The following is a 21,784-nucleotide window of genomic DNA, read 5'->3' as shown; positions in this document are numbered from 1 at the left end:
TTTATTTACCTACTGTATATTCTGAAGCCATGTATGATCATTCCATTAACGCTCATAAACACGGTATGTGGATCGAAGTAACGCCATCACCTCAGTATCTATGAAACGGGTCTTTGCATTTCTGAAAAAACACCGCATACATGGTTCTATACTATTTACAGCCTTATGCCTTGGTTATGTTTTCTGTTTACCGGATCCTCTATTCAGGGATCCGGTATCAACGGTTGTACTTGACAAAAACCACTCGCTGTTGGGCGCGCGTATTGCCAACGACGGACAATGGCGCTTTCCGCATCACACAGTAGTACCTGAAAAATTCCAGGCGGCTATTATCTGTTTTGAAGACAAACGCTTCAGATCGCATCCCGGTGTGGATGTATGCGCCTTAATGCGGGCATTTAAAATCAATACTGAAAAAAATAAAGTAGTAAGCGGCGGCAGCACCATCAGCATGCAGGTGGTACGACTTGCACGAAAAGGCAAGGCCCGTACGTTTGCAGAGAAATTCATTGAAATAATTTTAGCAACCAGACTCGAACTCCGTTATTCAAAAAAAGAAATCCTGGAACTATATGCAGCCAATGCACCTTTCGGTGGAAACGTTGTGGGCCTGGAAGCTGCCTCCTGGAAATATTACGGCAGAAATTCTTCTTTGCTTTCATGGGCCGAAACAGCAACGCTGGCAGTATTGCCCAACAGTCCTTCGCTCATACACCCGGGCAAAAACCGTTTACTCTTATTAAAAAAACGTGACCGGCTGCTCAACAAATTATATGAAGCAAACATCATCGATTCGATTACCTGTGCGCTTTCAAAAAAAGAAGAGCTGCCCGGACAACCGCTTCCATTACCGGACCTTGCCCCGCACCTGACTGAGACTGTCCGCAAAGAACAGGTTAAAAATACTTCTGCGGTATATGTTTCCACGGTGGACATACATATTCAGCAACAGGTACAAAGCATTGTAAACAGAAACAGCCACCAGCTACAGGAAAATAATATTTATAACGCAGCAGCACTGGTGATCGAAACAGAAACCGGAGATGTAGTAGCATACATTGGTAATACTACAGATACAGCCAATGCACATAACAACCAGGTAGACGTTGTGCATGCACGCCGCAGCAGCGGCAGCATTTTAAAACCTATGTTGTATGCACATATGTTAAATGCCGGGGAAATTCTTCCAAATACATTGATTCCGGATATCCCTACACACTTTGGTGGTTATACGCCGAAAAATTTCGACCTCAGTTACGATGGTGCTGTGCCTGCCGGAAAAGCCCTTGCCCGCTCATTGAACATCCCTTCTGCACGCATGCTGCAGCAGCATGGTACAGACCGTTTCTGCAATGAGCTAAAAAAAATGGGTATGACCACACTCAATAAACCTGCCGGTCATTATGGCCTCTCACTTATTCTGGGCGGTGCCGAGACAAGTCTGTGGGATCTCGGAGCGATGTATGCAGGGATGAGCAGATCGTTATTACAGTTCAATAAAAACAATCATAAGTATGACCCGAATGTCTTTCACCCTTTAAATACCAATCTCACACGTTCATATAAATCCACTAACAAAGAACAACAGCTGCATGAACATGCATTGCTGGATGCTGTGGCCATCTGGTATACCTTTGAATCCATGTCGGAAGTGGTAAGACCGGATGCTGAAAGCAACTGGCAGAACTTTTCTTCTTCAGGCAGGATTGCATGGAAAACAGGTACCAGCTTCGGATTCCGTGATGGATGGGCTGTCGGCTGTACACCCCGCTATGTAGTGGCAGTATGGACAGGCAATGCAGACGGAGAAGGCCGACCAGGCTTAACAGGTATTTCTGCGGCAGCACCTTTGCTCTTTGATATCTTCCATGTGCTTGATTATAATACAAACTGGTTTGAATTTCCTGAAGCGAATACAAGCAAGATGGAAATATGTCGTGAGAGCGGACACAAAGCCGGCGAATATTGCATGCATACAGAAATCATCGCCATGCCGCAATCCGGCAGCAAAACTACACCTTGTCCCTACCACATGCAGGTACACCTGGATTCAGCCGGGCAACGCGTAAACGCTGGCTGCATATCACCTGCAGACATGATCACAAAATCTTTTTTTGTATTACCGCCGGTACAAGCCAGGTATTATAAAAGAAAAAATCCTGACTATGAAACCTTACCGGCTTTACGAAGAGAATGTACGGGCGACGAAGAAAAATCCATGCAGATGATTTACCCCCATCCGTCTAGCCGCATTTATATTCCTGTAAACCTCGATGGTTCTATGAGCAGAACAGTCTTCCAGGCGACACATCCCAAAACCGGCGGTGTTATTTACTGGCATGTGGATGATTTCTTCCTGGGTGAAACGACCGGCACGCACGAGCTGGCCTTATTTCCGGAGCCAGGCAGTCATGTATTAACACTGGTAGATGACCGCGGTGAAATATTAAAAATAGACTTTGAAGTATTGGAGAATCTTAAAACTGATTGATAAACGAAGTTTCCAAATTGTCTAACCCACGTCCGCCGTGGCGGATCAGCGTGGGAATGCGTGAGAGGATGAGCCCGCAACTGAAGCCAAGGGAGGTGATGAGCCCACTGCTTTAGTCATGAGAGGCGAATGAATGAACAACTAAAAGTTACGATTTCAACTTTGGGCAAGGCCGGATCGGCTGTGAAACAGACGGTCAGGCATAGGGTGAACATTTCACGCTTGATCCGCCGCCGCGGACGTGGGTTAGACAAATATGGGAACACACTCAAAGCCCCAGCAAACTCAACAACTGTTCTTTCTTGCGAACAGACACAGGCACCTGAGATCCATCTGACATGACAGCATAACCGCCATCTGTTTTTATATACTCCCGCAGATGCTTTATATTAATCAGATGTGAATGATGTACACGCAGAAAATTATCCTGTTCCAGCATGTCTTCAAACTCCTTCAACGTGCGTGTTACAAGCACTTGTTTTTTATTAGTAAGATAAAACAGCGTATAATTTTTTTGTGATTCGCATTGTATGATATCATCCACATTCACAACCTGCACCTTATCCATGCTGTTCAGAGCAATACGCTTATTGGAAGTCTTGATGCCCTTCATGCTTTCCATCAAAACTTCCATGTGTTCACGAAGGAAGTTTTGTCCGGAATCCTTTTTTATTTTCTGCACCGCTTGTATCAGATCTTCATGATCTACCGGCTTTAGCAGATAATCGGTGGCGCTGAATTTAAATGCCTTAATTGCATATTCATCATAAGCTGTAGTAAAGATGATCTGGAAACGAATCTCACCCTGCTGCCGCAATTTTGCAATCAGATCAAAACCGCTGCCGTCTGACATACGGATATCTAAAAAAATCACATCCGGATTTGTTTGCCTGATCAGCTCTACTCCCCTTTCAACGCCATCGGCCTCACCGATTACTGCTACATCCGGACAATATGTTTTCAGATCACTCTTCAGGGCAATCCGGGCTTTTTCAACATCATCAATAATTAATGCTTTTATCATAACGTTACATGATCATTTTCGAAATGCTACTGTTGAAACGGAATCAGTAGCGTCACCTTGGTACCGCAAGGTTTCTGCTGAGCATCCGTCAAATCTTCAACTGTAATTTTAATTGCTTCCAGGTTCAGCTTTCTATTCAGAATGTTCAATCGTTCCTGTGTTACCGTAATGGCAGCCGATTTGTGCTGCATAAAATCCTGTTTCATTTCTGCAGCTTTTATACGACCTACGCCATCATCTTCAATCACGCAATGCAGATAATTTTCCTGTTGCGTAAACGACACGGTTATTCTACCCTTGCCAGTTTTCCCGGCCATGCCATGCAGAATTGCATTCTCTACAAACGGCTGGACCAGCATAGGCGGAATCTCTATGAAGGACGGATCTATTGCAGGATCAATTCCAATACTAAAATCGAAGGCATCATCCCTGCTCAATTTTTCAAGTTCAGCATACATCTGCAAACCTATGATTTCATTCTCCAATGTAATAAAGGCTTCCATGGAATGGTCCAGCATGGAGCGCATCAGCCTGGCAAATTTTGAAAGATATATTTTTGCCTGCTCAGGTTTCTCTTCCGCAATTAATCCTTTAATGGAATTCAGACAATTAAAAAGAAAATGCGGATTCATTTGCAGACGCAGCGCTTTCTGTTCCAGTTCTATTAGTGACCGTTCCGCTTCCAGACGTTGTTTTTCCCGCATATTTTCTTTCTTCAATTTGCGCAAGGCAGCTGAAATAATAAACCACACAATTAGCCCCACTAATACAAAAGCAGAAAGTATAAACCACCATGTTTGCCAGAATGGCGGCCGAATCGTAAATGTATATTGTGCAGGAGTTTCATTCCACTCTCCGCATTCATTCATAGCTTTCACCTTAAATGTATATGTCCCCGGAGGCAGGTTTGAATACACGGCTTCCCGCTTAATTGCAGACGGTGCCCAGTCTTTATCAAAACCATCGAGCATCCATCTGTATTGCACTGCTCCCGGATTCGATTGTTCGATACCAATAAATTCAAAACTCAAATGATTCTGGTTATACGGCAGAATTAAATTTTCAGGCAGCGGAAACCAGGGTGTAACTGATTTTCCGTTAGGTGTTTTTTCAACCGCATCAAAAAACAAATGCATACCTGTAACATGTACACGCGGCACCTGTATTTTACGGTCGGCAGCAGGATTAAAAACGGTTGCTGACTTAACTGTACCGAACCAGATATGATCATCCTTATCCAGACATGCAGCATTCTGTATCGTTTCAATACCTGTAAAACCTTCAGACTTGCCATAGTGTCTTTGGTTTGCAATCGCATGGCCGGCTGTAAACAAAATCCGATCAATGCCTTTATCTGTACCGATCCATAAATCGCCCTCAACATCATAGATACAGGAGTATATATTATTGGAATACAAACCCTGCTGCTTTGAGACTGAATAAAATTTCTTTCCATCATAAATAATAAGGCCCGCATCTGCTGTACCAAAAATAATGTTCCCGTTTGGATCCATTGTTGAACACCGGATAGCGATGCTCGACAATCCATCTTTCTTCTGATAATTCTTTATAGTGTACGAATGATCTTTTTCAAACCGAATTACACTGATACCGTTTGATGCAGTTCCTGCCCATATATTTCCATTCCGGTCTGCAGCCAGCGTATGAATGCGGTCGCCGGCAAGACCATCACGTGGACGGATATTTTTAATGCTATACGTATTATTTTTTGAAGGCAGCAAACAGCTGATCCCACCGCCTGCCGTAGCCAGTAAGATGCGGCCGCTGGTATCTGCCAGAATGTAATTGATAAAATTGCTGCTTAATCCATTTCGGTGATTGAAGTGGCGGAATGTTTTTCCATTATACATGTACACGCCATCAGAAATGGTACCCAGCCAGATATTACCCTCCATATCCTGCGTGATGCATTTGACCTTCGATGCGGTAAAGCCATTGCGTTCAGAAAAACGTTTATAGAAAACACCATCATATGTAGTGACCCCGCCCTCAGAAGTACCAAACCACATGACACCATCGCGATCCTGTAAGATCGAATATACCCAGGTACCAAATATGCCTTTAATAGCCGTGTAATGTATAAAGCGTTCGCTGCTTAACCTGCTGACACCACCGCCGGACGTGCCAAACCAAAGATTCCCGAATGAATCTTTAAACGCACACATGACAACATTTTTTGCCAGTCCCTCCGTTTCAGTAATTTGGATATATTGATTTTCTTTGGACGGATCGTATTTCGTGATCCCGCTGGCGGTGCAGAACCATACAACTGCAGAACCTGCATCCACACAATCAAAGACCGTATTACTGGCAAGCCCGTCAGACTTATTTATGCTTAAAAATGTTCCTCTGTAACAAGCCGCAGCTCCGCCGCCATAGGTACATAGCCAGATACCGCCATCACCGCGCAAACTCAGCGCTGTAACAATCGGATTGGGCAAACCTTCTTTTTCAGTAAAATGCTCTGTATACCAATTATTTTTTTCTTTACTGAAACGATACAGACCATAATCGCTACCGGCCCATATATTTCCGATGGAATCTGCAAGCATACAATTGAAGCGTCCGGCAGGTACGTTATTCTGCGGATTAAAAACAACGATGCGATCTTTTTGTGTACAATAGATTCCCTTTTCTGTAGCAACCCAGATGTTTCCTTCTTTATCCAGAGCGAGGTCATTTATAACAACATTACCCAGACCTTTTGCTTCGGTATAAGTTGCAAAAACTTTTCCGTTGTAAACAGATAAACCGTTATCGGTACCGATCCATAGGTTGCCGGCTTTATCCTTCAACAGACAGCGAATGTAATTACTTACAAGGCCTTCCTGTACCGTATAATTTTTAAAGTCAATACCATCAAAGCGACTCAGTCCACCGCCTCTTGTCCCAAACCACATGCTACCGGTATTATCTTCGCACATGGTATACACCTGTGATTGTGCGAGCCCGTCATCCACAGAATAATTTTTGAATGTGTATTGCTGCGCAGCGCCTGTTGCATGGACCAATAGCCATAGTAAAAAAAATAAAACTAACCGGATGGATAACGGATGCCTTTTCATTACAGTGAAGATAGCAATTAACTCCTGAACGAAAGAATAAATTGAAAATGTATGCTGCGATCCAAAGATTATTGCAGGGATTGTTCGCGGATCTTTAGTTCTTCAAAATCAATCAATGCAAAATACTTACGGATCAGTTCTTCATCAAATTCTTCTCCGCGATTGATTTCTTCCAGCAGACTGCGCTGGTGGTTCAGCAGCTCAAGATAGGTTGTATGATATTCCTGGATGGTATTTTTATGCGTCGGATCAACATCTTCCAGCAGTTCAGTATCAAAGAATTTAAATTCAAGCTCAAACCGTGACCGGAGATTTTTGATGTGATCATTATCCAATCCATCTGCAACAAATTTATTCTCCAGGTAAATAAGAGATGAATGTGATAATTTTTTCTGGATCAGCTTTTCCTGCTCAAGATCTGATTTAACATCGCTTTTACCTTCCACCTTTAACCATTTAATAAGCATAGGAAGTGTAAGTCCCTGAAATACCAAAGTGATAAGGATTACAACAAATGTAATGAAAAGTATGAGGTTACGAAACGGGAACAATTCTGTACCGCCAATATATAAAGGAATAGAAAGAGCTGCGGCCAGCGATACCACGCCGCGCATACCCGCCCAACCCAGAATAACAGGACCTTTCCAGCCAGGATTGGCGTCTGCAACAGTAATATATCTGCTCATGAACATGGTGAATGCAGATGCACCAAGCATACACAGGATTCGTGTAACAATCAAGATGATTGAAATAGCAATGCCATACCAGGTTGCGGTAGCCACGCTTGTATCTCCCAACTGATTTATAATAGAGGGCAATTGCAGGCCAATCAATAAAAAGATCAGTCCGTTCATAACAAACACAATGCTTGTCCATACATTCTCTGATTGAATGCGGCTGCGGTAGCTCAGCATCTGCTGGCGTTTGCTTGACAGCAACAAACCTCCGCTTACGACAGACAATACACCTGAGTAATGAAAATATTCCGCTGCATAAAACATGCAGTACGGCGTTACAAACGTCATGATGATTTCTATGCGCGGCGGTATTGGCAGCCAGCGGTGCACACTGTAAAACACTGCGCCTACGGCAAGTCCGACTAAAGTACCCATAATTACCACGAGAAAGAAACTGGAAGTAGCTTCCCCAAAATGAAACTGTCCGGTTATAACAGCAACCAGGGCAAAACGGAAAATGATCAGTGAAGAAGCATCATTGAGTAAGCTTTCACCTTCGGCAATACTTACCAGGCTTTTCGGTGCACCAACCTGCCGCATGATGGTAGTTGCAGAAATCGCATCGGGAGGAGAAATGATCCCACCCAGCAAAAATCCTAACGCCAATGTAAACCCGGGAATAATTTCATTTGCAAAAAACGCGATGACACAAGCTGTGATGATCACAATTGGAAATGCCATACTGGTGATGACCCGTTTCCATTTCCAGAACTCTTTCCAGGAAGTTTGCCAGGCAGCTTCATAAAGCAATGGGGGCAGGAAAATAAAAAGCACAATTTCCGGATCAATAGTCATACTGGAAAATTCCGACAAAAAACTAAGGGCCAAACCGCCTATTACAAGTATAATCGGATATGCAACCTTTGTAATGTCAGCAAACGTAACCAAAGCCAGAATTGCCAGAATCAGATAAACATATTGAATAAATACGTGCTGCATGCCCTCAGATTTTAATTTCCTCCTTTATTAAAGATAAATAATAATAATCAAAAAGCAGGCAAATAAGCCTGTTCAACCTTTTTCTTGAGAAAGACCAGGACAAGTCGCAGGAATGACCGGTAGAGCCCCCGGCTAATATTTTCACGATCAACGATTTATTGTCGCTACAAACTAAAAATCACTAGTATTAGGTATTGATTACAGATAATTAACTTCACAATTTTGATACTGTAATTGCAATACCCAAAAATCCTAATGTGAAGTATTATCCCTCCAGAGATTTTTCATTATGTGTTAGTAGCCTTTCGCATAATTCACAATCTGGGGGGATCTTACTGATTGAAGAGTAATTATTGATCACCTCCGTTTGTCAACGCAAAAATAGCCAGATCAGCAGTTCCCTTACAAAACGTTTTCCGCAAAATATTTTTTCTGTGCGTATTTACAGTATGCTGACTGATGCATAATTTCTCAGCAATCTGTGCACTCGTCAAACCCAGGCTGATCAGGCTCAGCACCTGCCCTTCCCTTTCAGAAAGTACAGTATTGGTGATTTCCGGCAGGAACCGTTCTTCAGCTAATATTTCTGTTTCATTTTTACTGTTCACATAAGAAATACAAAAATCAATGGATGAATCTTTTTTATGATCCTGGATGTCATAGATACTTTTAAGCAGCAAATGAGGCCTGTCTTCATCATCGGTTGTTAAGATACTGATTGTATGCTGATACCAGCGTACTGTTCCATCCTGGTGTATAAGCTGTGTCGGATAAGTAACTTTTAACCCCTTGTAGGCTTTATTCCTGCAGTATTCATCAAAGTATTTAAACATGACGGGAAAAATCTGCTGGATCATGATGTAACCATGTGCCGCCGGAAACACCAGCAATACCCGTGGTAATCCGCCTTCTATAAATTCGCTGCTTTCATATCCCAAAATTTCCGGTGTATTAACATAGATATACTTATTGGTATGCAAATCAATTACCATAACCGTTCCGGGAATATTCTGAAGAATCCGGGAGAATATATTGGCATCCATTTGTTCAGGTGAATACTTTTCCGCTGAATGCTTTTTATAACTTTCAAGCAATTCGAAAGCTTCTTTTGTACTAATATCAATGGAACTTGGGGTAGACTTTTTCATCTTTTGCGGGGTTGATGTATCTAATATATTGAATCCGACATAAAAGACAAAATATTGATTTATATCATGTTCTGAATAAAATTTTATGTTAATTCGAGATTCAGAACGCTCAAAAATGGGAATTGTGTAACAATTTGACTAAAATTTACAACATAAAATAACGGAATAATTACAATTTTTATCGTATAAAACGATAGAACCCTAAACACAACAGCTATGAAAACTTATTTATTAATCGTATTTGCCTGTGCTTGCTCGCTTTTTGCGCAAGTTCAAGCCCAAACCCGGAGTATATCAGAAGAAGATGTACCGCTTGCTGTTAAAAACGAATTTTCAAAAAGTCATCCTTCAGCTTTTGACATCAATTGGAAAAAATTCAATACAGATTACGTAGTTGAATACACACGTACTACTACTACAAGTTATGCTACGTATTCATCGGAAGGAAAACTGATTGAGTCGCGTGACAAGATTACTACTTTCGCACTGCCTGCACCGGCTTACGACTATATTAAGGTGAATTATTCAGATGTACCACTGAAAGAATACTTCAAAATTACAGATGCTGCAGGGCTTGTTACCTACAGTGCTAAAATTAAAAACCAGGAAGTCATTTTTGATAAAAAAGGTACTTATATAAAAACGATTGATTTTTCTTTATAAAGCTAGCAGCGTTCGCAGGGAAATTGATTAACCTCAATTTCCCTGCTTATTTTTTCAGCAGCCCCATTTTCCCGTAATCAATACTGCATTCAAATTATTTTATGAAAATTTCTTAGGAATAATTTGTGTAGCTAAATAACTACATATATATTTGCGTAGTCAAATAGCTACACAATGAATTTAAGAAGAGACGTATTCCAGGCCATCGCCGACCCTACCCGAAGAGCCATATTACTGCTGGTAGCCTCACAAGCCATGACCGCCGGCTCCATTGCCGCAAATTTTGATACGGCAAGGCCAACGGTATCAAAGCACCTCCAGATCCTTACTGAATGTGAATTGCTGAAACAGGAACAGAACGGCCGGGAAATCTATTACCACATCAACGCTAAAAAAATGCAGGAAGTAGCAGACTTTATAGAACCGTTCCGCAACATGTGGGATGCCCGTTTCAACAAACTGGAAGAGATTATGAAAAACAAAAAAAACAATTAACCCATGGAAGTTAAAACAAAGATCTTTGCCGAAGACGGCAAGCAGGACTTAACCATCACCCGTGAGTTTGACCTGCCGCTGGAATTATTGTTCAGGGCGTATGCAGAGGCCGATATTGTTGAACAATGGATGAATACGAAAGTATTGAAGCTTGAAAATAAAAAGCATGGCAGTTACCAGTTTGAGACAACGGATCCGAAAGGCAATAAACATTACTTCAATGGTACGATCCATGAATTCATGCCGGATAAAAAAATCACACGCACATTTGAGATGGAAAATACACCGTTTCCGGTGCAGCTTGAATTTCTGGAATTTGAAAAGCTTACCGCAGATACAAGTAAACTCACGATGCAGATTGTTTACAGATCCAATGCAGACAGGGATCAGATGCTGAAGCTTCCTTTCGCACAAGGCATAAACATGGCGCATAACAGGATTCAGGAAATATTAACGAAGTTGAATCAATGATTAAACTTCTAAACAGTTTTTCTTTCATAATCTTTATGAGACGCGCTTGTTTACTCTTCTGTTCTTTCATCTTGATACCACGGCGAATGGGGCCGTCCTAACTCTAACCATCATCAAAGAGAATTAATTCTAAACAACAAACTTATGACAAAGACAAAAAAAATAATTTACTGGATCGCTACGTGCTGGCTGGCATTAGGCATGACATCAACCGGCATTGTTCAGCTAATGAAAATGAAGGAAGAAGCAGACATGATCACCAAACTGGGTTATCCGCTTTACTTCCTGACCATACTCGGCATCTGGAAATTATTAGGTGTCATCGCAATACTTGTTCCTAAATTCCCGTTGGTAAAAGAATGGGCATATGCAGGCTTCTTCTTTGCCATGTCAGGAGCACTATTCTCGCATATAGCAGCCGGTGATAAAGAAGCCCTGGCATATTTCGGCCCTTCACTATTGCTGGTATTGACAATAACATCCTGGTACCTGAGACCCGACAGCAGAAAAACAGGCGCAGGCAATTTGTAATTCCTTTTTCTTATGAATAGATTACTATAATTTCAAAAATTATGATTGGAGTTCTTTTGCTAAAGCAAAAGAACTCCAATTCATAACTTATAATTCATAATTATGCTCATGAATCCGAAAGTTGATTTTTATTTTACAAAAGCAAAAACCTGGCAGGAAGAAATTGAACTGCTCAGGGAAATTGTACTTGACTGCGACCTTAATGAAGTACTGAAGTGGGGTTGCCCCTGCTATACTTTTGAAGACAGCAACATTGTACTGATCCACACCTTCAAGGAATATTGTGCGTTGTTATTCTTCAAGGGCGCATTGATGAAGGCCCCGAAAGATATTCTCATTCAGCAGACCGCAAATGTACAGGCAGCACGTCAGATGCGGTTTACCAGCGCTAAGGAAATCACAAAACTGAAAACTTCAATCAAAGCTTATATAAAAGAAGCGATTGCTATTGAAAAAGCCGGCTTGAAAGTAGAACTGAAAAAAACTTCTGAATTTGAAATGCCGGAAGAATTTAAACAGGTACTGAAAGAAGATGCGGCACTGAAAAAAGCATTCAAGACATTGACACCGGGACGCCAGCGCGCTTACCTGCTGCATTTTTCTTCTGCCAAACAATCTAAAACCCGCGAGGCACGCATTGAAAAATGCATACCGGATATTCTTGAAGGCAAAGGATTGAATGATTAAATTCTGCAGTCCGCTGCGTCAAGCTGGCGCAGTTAGGGAATCAGGCACAAGCGAATGCTTGCGCCAGCAAAGAATGCTAAAACAACAGTATCGATGGAACTGCTTTTACAACTCATATTCGGAACCCTGGCGATGATCTGCCTGACAGGCGGCACAATTTTGTTTTTTAAAGGTGCAGGACGTTTTATAGAAGCATCCATTCCGCCACAGCCAAAGCTTGACAATATTTTCCGCTTTCTGAGCGGAATGTATTTTGCCTTCGGATTCATGCTGATCTGGTTTATCTTTCATATAACAACAACTACCAGCATTATTTACTTTATTGGCTTTGTAGTTATGTGCGCAGGTTTCGGCAGGTTTTACTCAAGCAGAAAAGTCGGCTCGCCAAGTAAATACCACACCTTCATCATGTATGTAGAAATGGGCATTGGCCTGTCGCTAATGCTGCTTCAATACTTACGATAAAAGAACTTAAAACATTTAATCCCATGAGTAAAAGCTCCAGCACCAAAAAGAAATTAACAGCTGCACAACAAGCCGAGCTGCTTGCTGTACTCGCGAAACGTTTTGAAAAAAACATGCATCGCCATAAAGGCATTAACTGGACTGATGTAGAAAAAAAACTAAACAACCACCCGGATAAACTCTGGTCGTTGCATGAAATGGAACGTACCGAAGGTGAGCCCGATGTTGTAGGTTATGATAAAAAATCAGGCGAATATATTTTTTACGATTGCGCCGTTGAAAGTCCGAAGGGTCGCCGAAGCATTTGTTACGACCACCAGGCGCTGGAAGCCCGCAAAGAAAACAAACCTGCCGACAGTGCAATACAGATGGCAGAAGACATGGGCATTGAATTATTAACGGAAGAACAATACCGGGAACTGCAGACACTCGGTTCGTTCGATTTAAAAACATCGAGCTGGGTGGTAACACCAGCACCTATTCGCAAACTCGGCGGTGCTTTGTTCTGTGACCGTCGCTATGATACAGTCTTCCTGTATCACAACGGAGCAGAATCCTATTATGCGGCACGTGGATTCAGGGGAATGCTGAAGGTTTAAATTTCAATCTTTTAAAGGCACGAATACTTGTGCCTTAATATTTTAAGTTTCATAGAAGCTCTCTGGCATATCTGGCGCCAGTCTTAGCGGAGCGTTCCGCCGCGGCGGATGGTGCCTGTTATCCTTTGCAGTCTTTGACTGCATTCCATCCCCGTTAAAAAATCAATCCGGAAAGAAACCCCACCTCTATCAGCCCCGTTATACATAAAAACTATTTTCCCGTATTTATAATTTTTAATACCATGTTCATACCAGCTACCAGCATTGATGAAGTAATTACTTCCCTGGAAAACATTATTACCCGGTCTATCCAAACAAAAACACGAGCCGGATATTTTGCCACGCTTTATTTAAGCGTTACCCAAAGCATTAAAGAGGGCATTGACAAGGGATTGTTTCAAAATGGCGCACGCATGGAGAAGCTGGATGTTGTTTTTGCAAACCGATACCTGCAGGCATATCACCAATGGGAGAATAAAGAAACGCTCAGCGCCTGCTGGCAATATGCTTTCCGGGAAACCGAAAAATCTTCCGTGCTCATCATCCAACACCTTATGCTCGGTATCAGTGCGCATATTAATTTAGACCTGGGTATTGCAACAGCGCAAATACAAGCCGGGCGTAACGAACCGTTGAAAAACATACGCGATGATTTTTACACCATCAATACCATTATTTCTTCTTACACATACAAGACGATAAATGATCTGAACAAAGTTTCTCCTTTACTGTCGTTAATGGGACTGCATGCCAGCAACAGCAGCTCTGTACTGATCCAGTTCAGCACAGAAAATGCACGTGACGGCGCATGGTGTTTTGCGGAAGAACTATACGACAAAGCAGAAGCTGACCTCGCTGCCGCTATTCAGGAACGCGACCAGAATATTTTACGACTTGGAAAAAGTATTGTGAAGCAACAGGGCCTGCTTGCATTCACCATCTGGATGATCCATGTATTTGAATGGAAAAACCCACAGGAAATTATTGCGGCTCTATCTGCAAATAAAAAGCAGCATTTTACAGTAGGGCAGAATTTATAGGCTTATTTGCTGAACTATGATTTATCTGATTGATATAATGCAGTCAAAGACTGCCTTCACCGTGGTCTGTGTGCCACAGACCACGGTGAAGGGCGTATGCAATACGCTCCTACGCGATGGCTTCAATTCTTTATAGGCTTAGGGTATCACCTTAACAGGCACATCACCATGGTCTTTTTCTGCAAAGTGTATACTCAGGTTGACACTCATCAATGCCACGCCAATAAAAAATACAAACAATGCAAGCTTAGTCCGGTGGCTTATTTTACTGACTCTGAAAAGCAGGTAACCAACCAGCAGGTTGAACAAAGCCCACAGCACATTGATCAGCGGCGATGAAAGTCCCTTGCCCGGCGGATTAGAGAACGGACTCGGGAATGGATCACCGGAAATACCATTGACAAAATGCGGAACAAAATTAGCGAGGAAAAGTCCGGCAAAAAAAGCAGCAATATAATGATACCATTTCAAGCCACTGGAATATGGGTTTGTATACATAATCAGATACGGTTAATTTTTAAACATCTATTTAGATTATTTAATTTAAGAAATAATTTGAATAAACCTAGAAGTACGTTCAAACATGAAGTGGTCAGTGTGCCACAGACCACGGTAGGGTTTTATCTGAATCCTGCTATTACTATAAAGATGTGCCCCCTTCGCCGCGGCGAAGGGGGCATTTTTATTCAGTTTATCAGGGTAGGTATAAAAATGTTATTTCAACAAACGGATATCATTCACAAAATAATAATCTTATTCCTGCCGAGTTTCAGTGTGCCGTTTATTTCCAGTTGCTTCAACAGCCTTGATACAACAACCCGCGCGGTTCCTAATTCATTCGCCAGCTGTTCATGTGTGATGAAAAGTGTTTTACTGTTTGTTATTTCTGCCTTTTTGTGCAGGAAATCCAGCAGCCGTTCATCGATCTTTTTAAAAGCTACCGCATTCACTACTTCCAGTAATTCTTCAAACCGTTTATGATAGAGCCTAAAAATATAATCCAGCCATTCCGGAAATTCTTTTAAAAGCGCGGTCACTTTATCAACCGGCAGAAACAATACTTCTACATCTTCTTCAGCAACCGCCTTCACTTTGCTGGTCTCTTGGTGTATACCACCAAGAAAAGACATGATACAGCTTTCTCCGGCTTTAATATAATAAAGCAATATTTCCCTCCCGTCTTCTTCTGTACGCATTACCCGCAAACTTCCTTTTACAACAATGGGAATAGCTTTTATATGGCTGCTTTCATTGAGAATAATATCATCCTGCTTATAATGCTTAGCTGTTCCATAAGCAGAAAGACTGGCCCGCATTTCAGGCGAAGATTTAAATTCTGATATATTTTCTAAATCCATCTGATACAATTAACTGAAATAAAATCAATTAAATTATTTAAACATTTTTCATCTAATGTAACAAAAGTAACTGACTAAGCATTCCCGACCTGCGATCTTAGCAGAACAAATTCACATAAACACATTAGCCATGAATCATACAATAGAAACCCAATGGATGGAAAAAATGCAGTTTAACTGTCTGGTAAACGGCCACACCATCATCATGGATGCCCCTGAACGCGTAGGCGGAGAAGACAATGGCCCCATTCCGAAACCATTTGTTCTGACTGCCTTATCCGGCTGCACCGGCATGGATGTGACATCGATATTAAGGAAAACAAACCACGAGGTATCTTCCTTTGATATACAGGTTAGCGGAGAACTAAGCAAGGGTGCGCCCATGGAATATACAGCTGTACATCTCATTTATATATTCAAGGGCAGCGAAGAACACAAGACTGCGGCCCTGGCAGCTGTTACCGATTCGCAGGAAAAATATTGTGGTGTAAGCAGCATGCTGAAAAAAATCATACCCGTTACCTGGGACGTAGTTTATAATGATGTAACCATCTTCAGCAACAAAATACATGCAGCTGCATAATATGCTACAGAAATACATACTGACTCTGGCAGGCATTGTCCTTGGCGCGCTGGCAGGTTACCTTTATTACTACTTCGCCGGATGTTCCGGCGGCACCTGCCCGATCACGTCCAACCCGATCAGCAGCACCCTTTACGGCGCAGTATCGGGTGGAATACTCTTCCATACATTAACTACATAAACCCTATCAATCATGACAATCATTGATGTAAGAAGTCCGCAGGAATACACCGCCGGACATGGCGCTGGTTCCATCAACATTCCGTTGCAGGAACTGAAAGATCATTTAACAGAAATAAAAGCTTTCGCACAACCGCTGGTATTATGCTGCGCCAGCGGCTACAGGAGCGGACAGGCAACAGATTTCCTGAACGGGCTAGGCATCAGCTGTACAAATGGTGGTTCCTGGCAACAAATATACTCTTAACTTCTAACTACCCTATAGATGATGAACTTCCTCAAAAAAATATTCGGCGGTACACCTGTCGATTACGCCGGACTTGTAAAACACGGTGCTGTTATTGTTGATGTACGCACAAAAGGAGAATACCAGCGCGGCCACATCAGAGGCTCTGTAAACATTCCGCTTGATACACTTAAGCAGAACCTGTCGAAAATAAAAAAAGATGCCGTTGTGATTACCTGTTGTGCATCCGGCATGCGCAGCGCTTCAGCCAAAAGCATTCTGAAATCAAACGGTTTTGCCGAGGTACATAACGGCGGTGGCTGGATGCGGCTGCAGAATCAGTTGATGTAATATTGTCTGAACTATGATTCCTCCGCCGGCATAAGGTTGCCGCTGGCGCAAGGTCATCCTTGTGCCTCCACGCTGGCCCACGCTGGCACAAGCATTTGCTTGTGCCTTGTATCTATTGCAGCCCTCTGGAATTTATATCCGCTGCAGCGAACCAAAGCAAGGTAAAAGGTTTCGCCGCGGCGAATATCCGCTGGCGCAAGCATTTGCTTGTGCCTTGTATCTATTGCAGCCCCCTGCAATGTTTAACAGCATGAAAAGCCTGCATACCAATAGCCGTGTAAGCATTTCCCCGTTTGATGTAACAACATGTTCCCCGGGCTTTGTGAACTTGCTTCATCACAAATACTTTTTGATCATGGAAACAACTGAAAAAACAATAGATAACAGCAGGCGGAGTTTTATTGAAACCGGAATAAAAATAGCAGCGGGCTCTGCCATGGCAGGTTCGCTTTTTCTGATCGGCTGCTCAAAAGAGAAAGAAGATGAAGAAAAGGAAGTTTCACCACCGGAAGACCTCATGCAGGAACACGGTTTGCTGAACAGAATCCTGCTCATCTATGACTCCTGCAAACTGAAACTGATGCGTAAGGAATCCTTTCCGATGGAAGCGCTTGCAGACTCAGCTAAGATCATCCGCGCATTCATTGAAGACTACCATGAGAAGCAGGAAGAAGATTACCTGTTCCCGCGTTTCAAAAAAGCCAACCAGCTGACCGATCTTGTGGATGTGCTGCTCAGGCAACACCAGGCCGGACGTTACATTACCTCACAGATCATGCAGCTCACAGCCGAAAAGACACTGCGCGGCGATGAACAGCAGACACTGATCAACCTGCTGGCATCCTTTAACACGATGTACCGTCCGCATGAAGCGCGGGAAGATACTGTGCTGTTCCCTGCATTCAGGAAAATCGTATCGCGGCATGAATATGATTCACTGGGAGAAGAATTTGAAAAGAATGAACACAAACTGTTTGGCAAAGATGGTTTTGAAACAATGGTTCATCATGTCGAACACATAGAAAAAAAATTAGGGATCTATAAATTGGATGGGTTTACGCCCGACCTGATTGCTCTTTAACCTGCATGGCACTGTGAAAGCCTGCAGTCCGCTGGCACAGCTGGCGCAAACATTTGCTTGTGCCTTCTCTCACAGCGCTACTGGCGCAAGCATTTGCTTGTGCCTTCTCTCACAACGCTGCTGGCGCAAGCATTCGCTTGTGCCTTCTTTCGGAATCGCAGTTCTCCGGAGTTTCAGCTCTGGGATTTGAATTATTGACAGCGAATAGAATCCGTTCCCTCCTCTACCACTCATCCGGTATAGCTTCAATACTCAGGTAAACGGCTGTCATGAAAACCACGAACAAGCTAAAGCCGCCAGCGGCGGAATGATATGCCGTCCCCATGTTCATGTTGCAGGAGCTCATGAGCAGCAGGTTCAATGAAAGCAAGCCGCCCTGTGTGAATGTGCGTTTTACATTTTTCATAGCTGTATCTGATCTTAATTATAACTTGATCGATACAAAATTACTGTACAGATATAAATACGTGTTTGCACGTTAATAAAAGAATGTTGTAAAATTTCTACCTAACCAATGCTACCCTGCTGCACCGCTGGCGCAAGCATTTGCTTGTGCCTTGATATACCCGCTGGCGCTGGTCTGAGCGATAGCATGTCCGCCGCGGCGGAAGTGCCTTATCTTTCCAGTCCCGGACCAGTAATATATAATTGCAGTCAGATCCGCCGCGGCGGATGCAGAACGGTTTACATCAGTCCAAGCTGGACTAAAACTGACGTCAGAGAGATTAACAGGATATAAAAAAAGTCCTGCCGTTAAAAAACGACAGGACTTTTTTTTGTACAGGTATACGGAGATTTATTCCACAACGATTTTTTCCGTGCGGTTATCCGTTTTAAGTATATAAATACCTGGCTTAAGTGCTTCCGTGCTCAGCCCCTCTGCCTGCGCACCGCTTAATACCTGAATGCCTGCAGCATTGTATAAGGTGTAGGATTGTACCTTTTCACCAAAATTCAGGTAGCTTTTCACCGGGTTTGGATAGGAAACAACAGCACCGGCAGCCGGTGAAGCTGTAACGTCCGCTGGCATAACATATGTCTGATTCTGGTCGTCTACTGCAGCTGTGCGCGCAACCGGTGAACCGGTAGCCGCGGAAACGCTGATGCGGGTTGTTATATTTCCTGCGTTTGTGCTGTAGCCTTCTGAAACAATGTAGTAAGTACCTGCAGAAAGGTTTACACTGATGGAAGCTTTATAGCTGCTGCATGAAGGACCAAAATCATCATCATAGGTAACTACCTGCTTATCGCTTTTCAGTAAATACAGGTATGTATCCGATAAGTCAGACAAACAATGATCTACAGTAACCAGTGATGTTGATGAAATGGTAAATGCATAGTAAATATCATCGCTGGCATTTCCAAGATCATTATCAAAGCCGTTGGATGTTACGTTGCTTTGCGTATTGCTGTAGCTTGCGCCCTGCGCAATTGTACCTGCATTGAACGGAAATTCGAACGAAGAGCCGATGCCTCTTTTGATACCGACAGTGCTGGTAACCCATGAAGGATCGCTTGATTCAGAAGAAGTGGATGAGCCTAACGTTGCATGATTAAAATTACCCGCCGCGCTGCTGTAAGCCGTCTGGCCCGTACCTTCATCCAGGCGCCAGTAGCCGGTTAGTCCGTATGCATTGCCTGCAATGGTTTTATTGTATGAAGCTGCAATTTCAGTGCCTGAGCGAGCTACGTTCCAGATGCGTGCTTCAGCAATATCTCCGTTAAAATAAGTATTAGAAGCGTTCGCCAGGTCATGACCGATCCGCACGTCTCCGGTGGCAGTAATATTTCCAGTACCGGAATTTACCGTACGGCTCTGACGTAATGTACCATCGACATAAAACTTCAACGTATCCTGCTTGCGTACAACAGCAACCGCGTGCACGCTGTCGTCTGTTAACACAGGGCAGCTGGCGCAGGGATAATTTGTTCCGTTTATATTGATCCATAATTTGCCCATAGACCAGACGTCGGTACCCGGAACCAGAAATATCGTAGCCCCATTCTCTGTTGATGCATTTCTGTCTGAAAGAATTGTCGGATACATATACGCCTGTGTGGAAGAAGCTTTAATGCGGGCTTCATAGGTAAAATCTCCGTTACCTGTATTCAGGGCACTGTAATTAGCAGCCTGCACATAATCGTTGCTGCCATCGAAATGCAATGCTTTGGCAGGGATGGTGTAGGTTACAACCAGCTTTGGACGAAGACCTGGTGTTGCATTGTCCACTGAAGCAAACGTCATGTTGCGATACAGGTTGCTGAATGACTCGTCCTGCAGTGCCAGCTGGAAACCATCGAAGCTGCTGTTGCTTACCATGTCCTGTACCAGCGCGGTAACATTTGCCGCGTAATCGGTTTTGGCACGATACCCCGTAGCAGCGATGCTAACCTGGTTGGTTGAAGTTGAGGTTGGCTTGGAAGCCCAGGTAACACCAGTCTCCGTCCACGAAGAAGTAATGCGGCTGATGTAGATGGAATTATCATTCGCGTAATTGTAATTATGCGCGTTCATATCTGTACTTGTGGTATCACAATAGATATAAAGTGTCGCGCTGGATATTACAGCATTGGACGGAATCTGCGACAGCTCCGGATATTTCAATAAGCCTCTTCCCACGGTTGGCACACCGCTGTGTGTCCATAGATACGGACGGAATGTTGGCTGAGTACCGAAGTTGGTCGTTTCGTAAGAGCTTGTAACGTTTTGCTTACGAATCCAGGAATCCTGTCCATTGGTAAACGTAACAGTTGTTTGCGCGGCAGCCTGTATAGCTGAAACAGTTGCTGCAGCAAGAATAATCTTGTTGAATAAATTTTTAAACATAGAATTGTTTGATTGGTTGAAAAAAAATTATGTTGCAATAAAAAAGATTAAAGGCTATTCTGAATGCAGATAAACCTTTCATAAAAGTTCATGGCCCTTTGTTAAGTTGGTTTCATAGATTGCTGGTTTAAATGAATGATAGATTTAAAAACATATTCCCTGTAACAGGCCGCGGATAACAGCAACGATTCAGCAGCATGAGACAACGATGATATGAATGTGTGGCGAAGTAACTTTAAAAAAAATTACCAAACAATAAGAGTAGTGGTATGGTAATATAGATTTTATCTAATGATAACATTGATTGTTTAACATAAGATAATGTTTAAGACGAAGGTTTTGCCGCGTTGCTTTTCTGTTAACATATGTATATGCTTTTCATTTGTTTCTATCCACCGCTAGCGCAAGCATCCCCCGCTAGCGCAAGCATTCGCTTGTGCCTTGATATAAACAGCTGGCGCAAGCATTCCCCGCTGGCGCAAGCATTTGCTTGTGCCTTGATATATCCTTATGTGGTTGGCAGTTTATGCCGGCATACGTATTTCTTTTTATGGAAGTACAGTGAAGCATAAACGTGCCGAACCACGGCAAGCAACAGCCCTTGCCGTAGTTCGCACGTTTACGTGTGGTGCTCCCCGCTGGCGCAAGCATTCGCTTGTGCCTTGATAAAACCTTATGTGGTTGACAGTTTATGCCGGCATACGTTATTTCTTTTTATGGAAGTACAGTGAAGCATAAACGTGCCGAACCACGGCAAGCAGCAGCCCTTGCCGTAGTTCGGCACGTTTACGTGTGGTGCTTG

At 43.0% G+C, this 21,784-nt stretch carries 23 protein-coding genes; 15 read left to right on the top strand and 8 right to left on the bottom strand.

Annotated elements, in window-relative coordinates:
* Nucleotides 1-100 precede the first annotated feature (100 nt).
* Nucleotides 101-2,491: a penicillin-binding protein 1C gene (gene pbpC, locus ACTHJT_RS13755; RefSeq protein WP_440239144.1), complete on the top strand. Its 2,391-nt coding sequence runs from the start codon at nt 101-103 to the stop codon at nt 2,489-2,491.
* A gap of 268 nt (nt 2,492-2,759) precedes the next feature.
* On the opposite strand, the gene ACTHJT_RS13750 is transcribed toward pbpC, so the two are convergent.
* The 4 genes from ACTHJT_RS13750 to ACTHJT_RS13735 form a co-directional block, all read right to left on the bottom strand.
* Nucleotides 2,760-3,515, bottom strand: a complete 756-nt coding sequence (locus ACTHJT_RS13750) for a LytR/AlgR family response regulator transcription factor (RefSeq protein ID WP_440239142.1) — start codon at nt 3,513-3,515, stop codon at nt 2,760-2,762.
* Nucleotides 3,516-3,541: 26 nt separating this feature from the next.
* Nucleotides 3,542-6,601, bottom strand: coding sequence for a ligand-binding sensor domain-containing protein (locus ACTHJT_RS13745; protein ID WP_440239140.1), 3,060 nt, complete (start codon nt 6,599-6,601; stop codon nt 3,542-3,544).
* Between the two features lie 68 nt (nt 6,602-6,669).
* Nucleotides 6,670-8,277 (bottom strand): Na+/H+ antiporter, encoded by a 1,608-nt coding sequence (locus ACTHJT_RS13740; protein WP_440239138.1) that lies wholly within the window; start codon nt 8,275-8,277, stop codon nt 6,670-6,672.
* Between the two features lie 350 nt (nt 8,278-8,627).
* Nucleotides 8,628-9,425, bottom strand: coding sequence for a LuxR C-terminal-related transcriptional regulator (locus ACTHJT_RS13735; protein WP_440239136.1), 798 nt, complete (start codon nt 9,423-9,425; stop codon nt 8,628-8,630).
* Nucleotides 9,426-9,641: 216 nt separating this feature from the next.
* On the opposite strand from ACTHJT_RS13735, the gene ACTHJT_RS13730 reads away from it, so the two are divergent.
* From ACTHJT_RS13730 to ACTHJT_RS13695, 8 genes are all read left to right on the top strand, one after another.
* Nucleotides 9,642-10,088: a PepSY-like domain-containing protein gene (locus ACTHJT_RS13730; protein ID WP_440239133.1), complete on the top strand. Its 447-nt coding sequence runs from the start codon at nt 9,642-9,644 to the stop codon at nt 10,086-10,088.
* Between the two features lie 174 nt (nt 10,089-10,262).
* On the top strand, nt 10,263-10,583 hold the full coding sequence (locus ACTHJT_RS13725; RefSeq protein WP_440239131.1) for an ArsR/SmtB family transcription factor: 321 nt from the start codon (nt 10,263-10,265) through the stop codon (nt 10,581-10,583).
* 3 nt (nt 10,584-10,586) lie between these two features.
* Nucleotides 10,587-11,054, top strand: coding sequence for an SRPBCC family protein (locus ACTHJT_RS13720; protein WP_440239129.1), 468 nt, complete (start codon nt 10,587-10,589; stop codon nt 11,052-11,054).
* A gap of 144 nt (nt 11,055-11,198) precedes the next feature.
* Nucleotides 11,199-11,585, top strand: coding sequence for a DoxX family protein (locus tag ACTHJT_RS13715; RefSeq protein WP_440239127.1), 387 nt, complete (start codon nt 11,199-11,201; stop codon nt 11,583-11,585).
* 108 nt (nt 11,586-11,693) lie between these two features.
* A complete protein-coding gene (locus ACTHJT_RS13710) occupies nt 11,694-12,272 on the top strand; it encodes a YdeI/OmpD-associated family protein (protein ID WP_440239125.1) in 579 nt (192 codons plus the stop codon).
* Nucleotides 12,273-12,326: 54 nt separating this feature from the next.
* Nucleotides 12,327-12,737 carry a DUF4345 domain-containing protein gene (locus ACTHJT_RS13705; protein WP_440239123.1) on the top strand — a complete coding sequence of 137 codons (411 nt, stop codon included), beginning with the start codon at nt 12,327-12,329 and terminating at the stop codon, nt 12,735-12,737.
* Nucleotides 12,738-12,760: 23 nt separating this feature from the next.
* Complete coding sequence (locus ACTHJT_RS13700) at nt 12,761-13,336, top strand: DUF4256 domain-containing protein (protein ID WP_440239121.1); 576 nt, start codon at nt 12,761-12,763, stop codon at nt 13,334-13,336.
* 242 nt (nt 13,337-13,578) lie between these two features.
* Nucleotides 13,579-14,376 carry a DUF5995 family protein gene (locus ACTHJT_RS13695; RefSeq protein WP_440239118.1) on the top strand — a complete coding sequence of 266 codons (798 nt, stop codon included), beginning with the start codon at nt 13,579-13,581 and terminating at the stop codon, nt 14,374-14,376.
* 138 nt (nt 14,377-14,514) lie between these two features.
* Here the strand turns inward: ACTHJT_RS13695 and ACTHJT_RS13690 are convergent, their stop codons facing one another.
* Both ACTHJT_RS13690 and ACTHJT_RS13685 read right to left on the bottom strand, forming a co-directional pair.
* Complete coding sequence (locus ACTHJT_RS13690; protein ID WP_440239116.1) at nt 14,515-14,874, bottom strand: hypothetical protein; 360 nt, start codon at nt 14,872-14,874, stop codon at nt 14,515-14,517.
* Nucleotides 14,875-15,113: 239 nt separating this feature from the next.
* Nucleotides 15,114-15,734 carry a Crp/Fnr family transcriptional regulator gene (locus ACTHJT_RS13685; protein ID WP_440239114.1) on the bottom strand — a complete coding sequence of 207 codons (621 nt, stop codon included), beginning with the start codon at nt 15,732-15,734 and terminating at the stop codon, nt 15,114-15,116.
* A gap of 130 nt (nt 15,735-15,864) precedes the next feature.
* Between ACTHJT_RS13685 and ACTHJT_RS13680 the strand changes: the two genes are divergently transcribed.
* From ACTHJT_RS13680 to ACTHJT_RS13660, 5 genes are all read left to right on the top strand, one after another.
* Entirely contained in the window at nt 15,865-16,317 is a 453-nt protein-coding gene (locus ACTHJT_RS13680) for an OsmC family protein (protein WP_440239111.1), read from the top strand.
* Between the two features lies 1 nt (nt 16,318).
* Nucleotides 16,319-16,498, top strand: a complete 180-nt coding sequence (locus ACTHJT_RS13675; RefSeq protein ID WP_440239108.1) for a DUF6132 family protein — start codon at nt 16,319-16,321, stop codon at nt 16,496-16,498.
* Between the two features lie 12 nt (nt 16,499-16,510).
* Complete coding sequence (locus ACTHJT_RS13670; protein WP_440239106.1) at nt 16,511-16,744, top strand: rhodanese-like domain-containing protein; 234 nt, start codon at nt 16,511-16,513, stop codon at nt 16,742-16,744.
* 18 nt (nt 16,745-16,762) lie between these two features.
* Nucleotides 16,763-17,074 (top strand): rhodanese-like domain-containing protein, encoded by a 312-nt coding sequence (locus tag ACTHJT_RS13665; RefSeq protein WP_440239104.1) that lies wholly within the window; start codon nt 16,763-16,765, stop codon nt 17,072-17,074.
* Nucleotides 17,075-17,135: 61 nt separating this feature from the next.
* Nucleotides 17,136-18,155 (top strand): hemerythrin domain-containing protein, encoded by a 1,020-nt coding sequence (locus ACTHJT_RS13660; protein WP_440239101.1) that lies wholly within the window; start codon nt 17,136-17,138, stop codon nt 18,153-18,155.
* A 223-nt stretch (nt 18,156-18,378) separates the two neighbouring features.
* On the opposite strand, the gene ACTHJT_RS13655 is transcribed toward ACTHJT_RS13660, so the two are convergent.
* Both ACTHJT_RS13655 and ACTHJT_RS13650 read right to left on the bottom strand, forming a co-directional pair.
* On the bottom strand, nt 18,379-18,561 hold the full coding sequence (locus ACTHJT_RS13655) for a hypothetical protein (protein WP_440239099.1): 183 nt from the start codon (nt 18,559-18,561) through the stop codon (nt 18,379-18,381).
* Nucleotides 18,562-18,951: 390 nt separating this feature from the next.
* The gene (locus ACTHJT_RS13650; protein WP_440239097.1) at nt 18,952-20,982 is read right to left on the bottom strand and encodes a DNRLRE domain-containing protein; all 2,031 of its coding nucleotides are present in this window, start codon (nt 20,980-20,982) and stop codon (nt 18,952-18,954) included.
* Between the two features lie 510 nt (nt 20,983-21,492).
* On the opposite strand from ACTHJT_RS13650, the gene ACTHJT_RS13645 reads away from it, so the two are divergent.
* Nucleotides 21,493-21,648 carry a hypothetical protein gene (locus ACTHJT_RS13645; protein ID WP_440239095.1) on the top strand — a complete coding sequence of 52 codons (156 nt, stop codon included), beginning with the start codon at nt 21,493-21,495 and terminating at the stop codon, nt 21,646-21,648.
* Nucleotides 21,649-21,784 lie beyond the last annotated feature (136 nt).

It is taken from the genome of Cytophaga sp., from assembly GCF_051961495.1.
Classification (GTDB): domain Bacteria; phylum Bacteroidota; class Bacteroidia; order Cytophagales; family Cytophagaceae; genus Cytophaga.
This window is presented reverse-complemented; position numbering and strand designations above follow the sequence as displayed.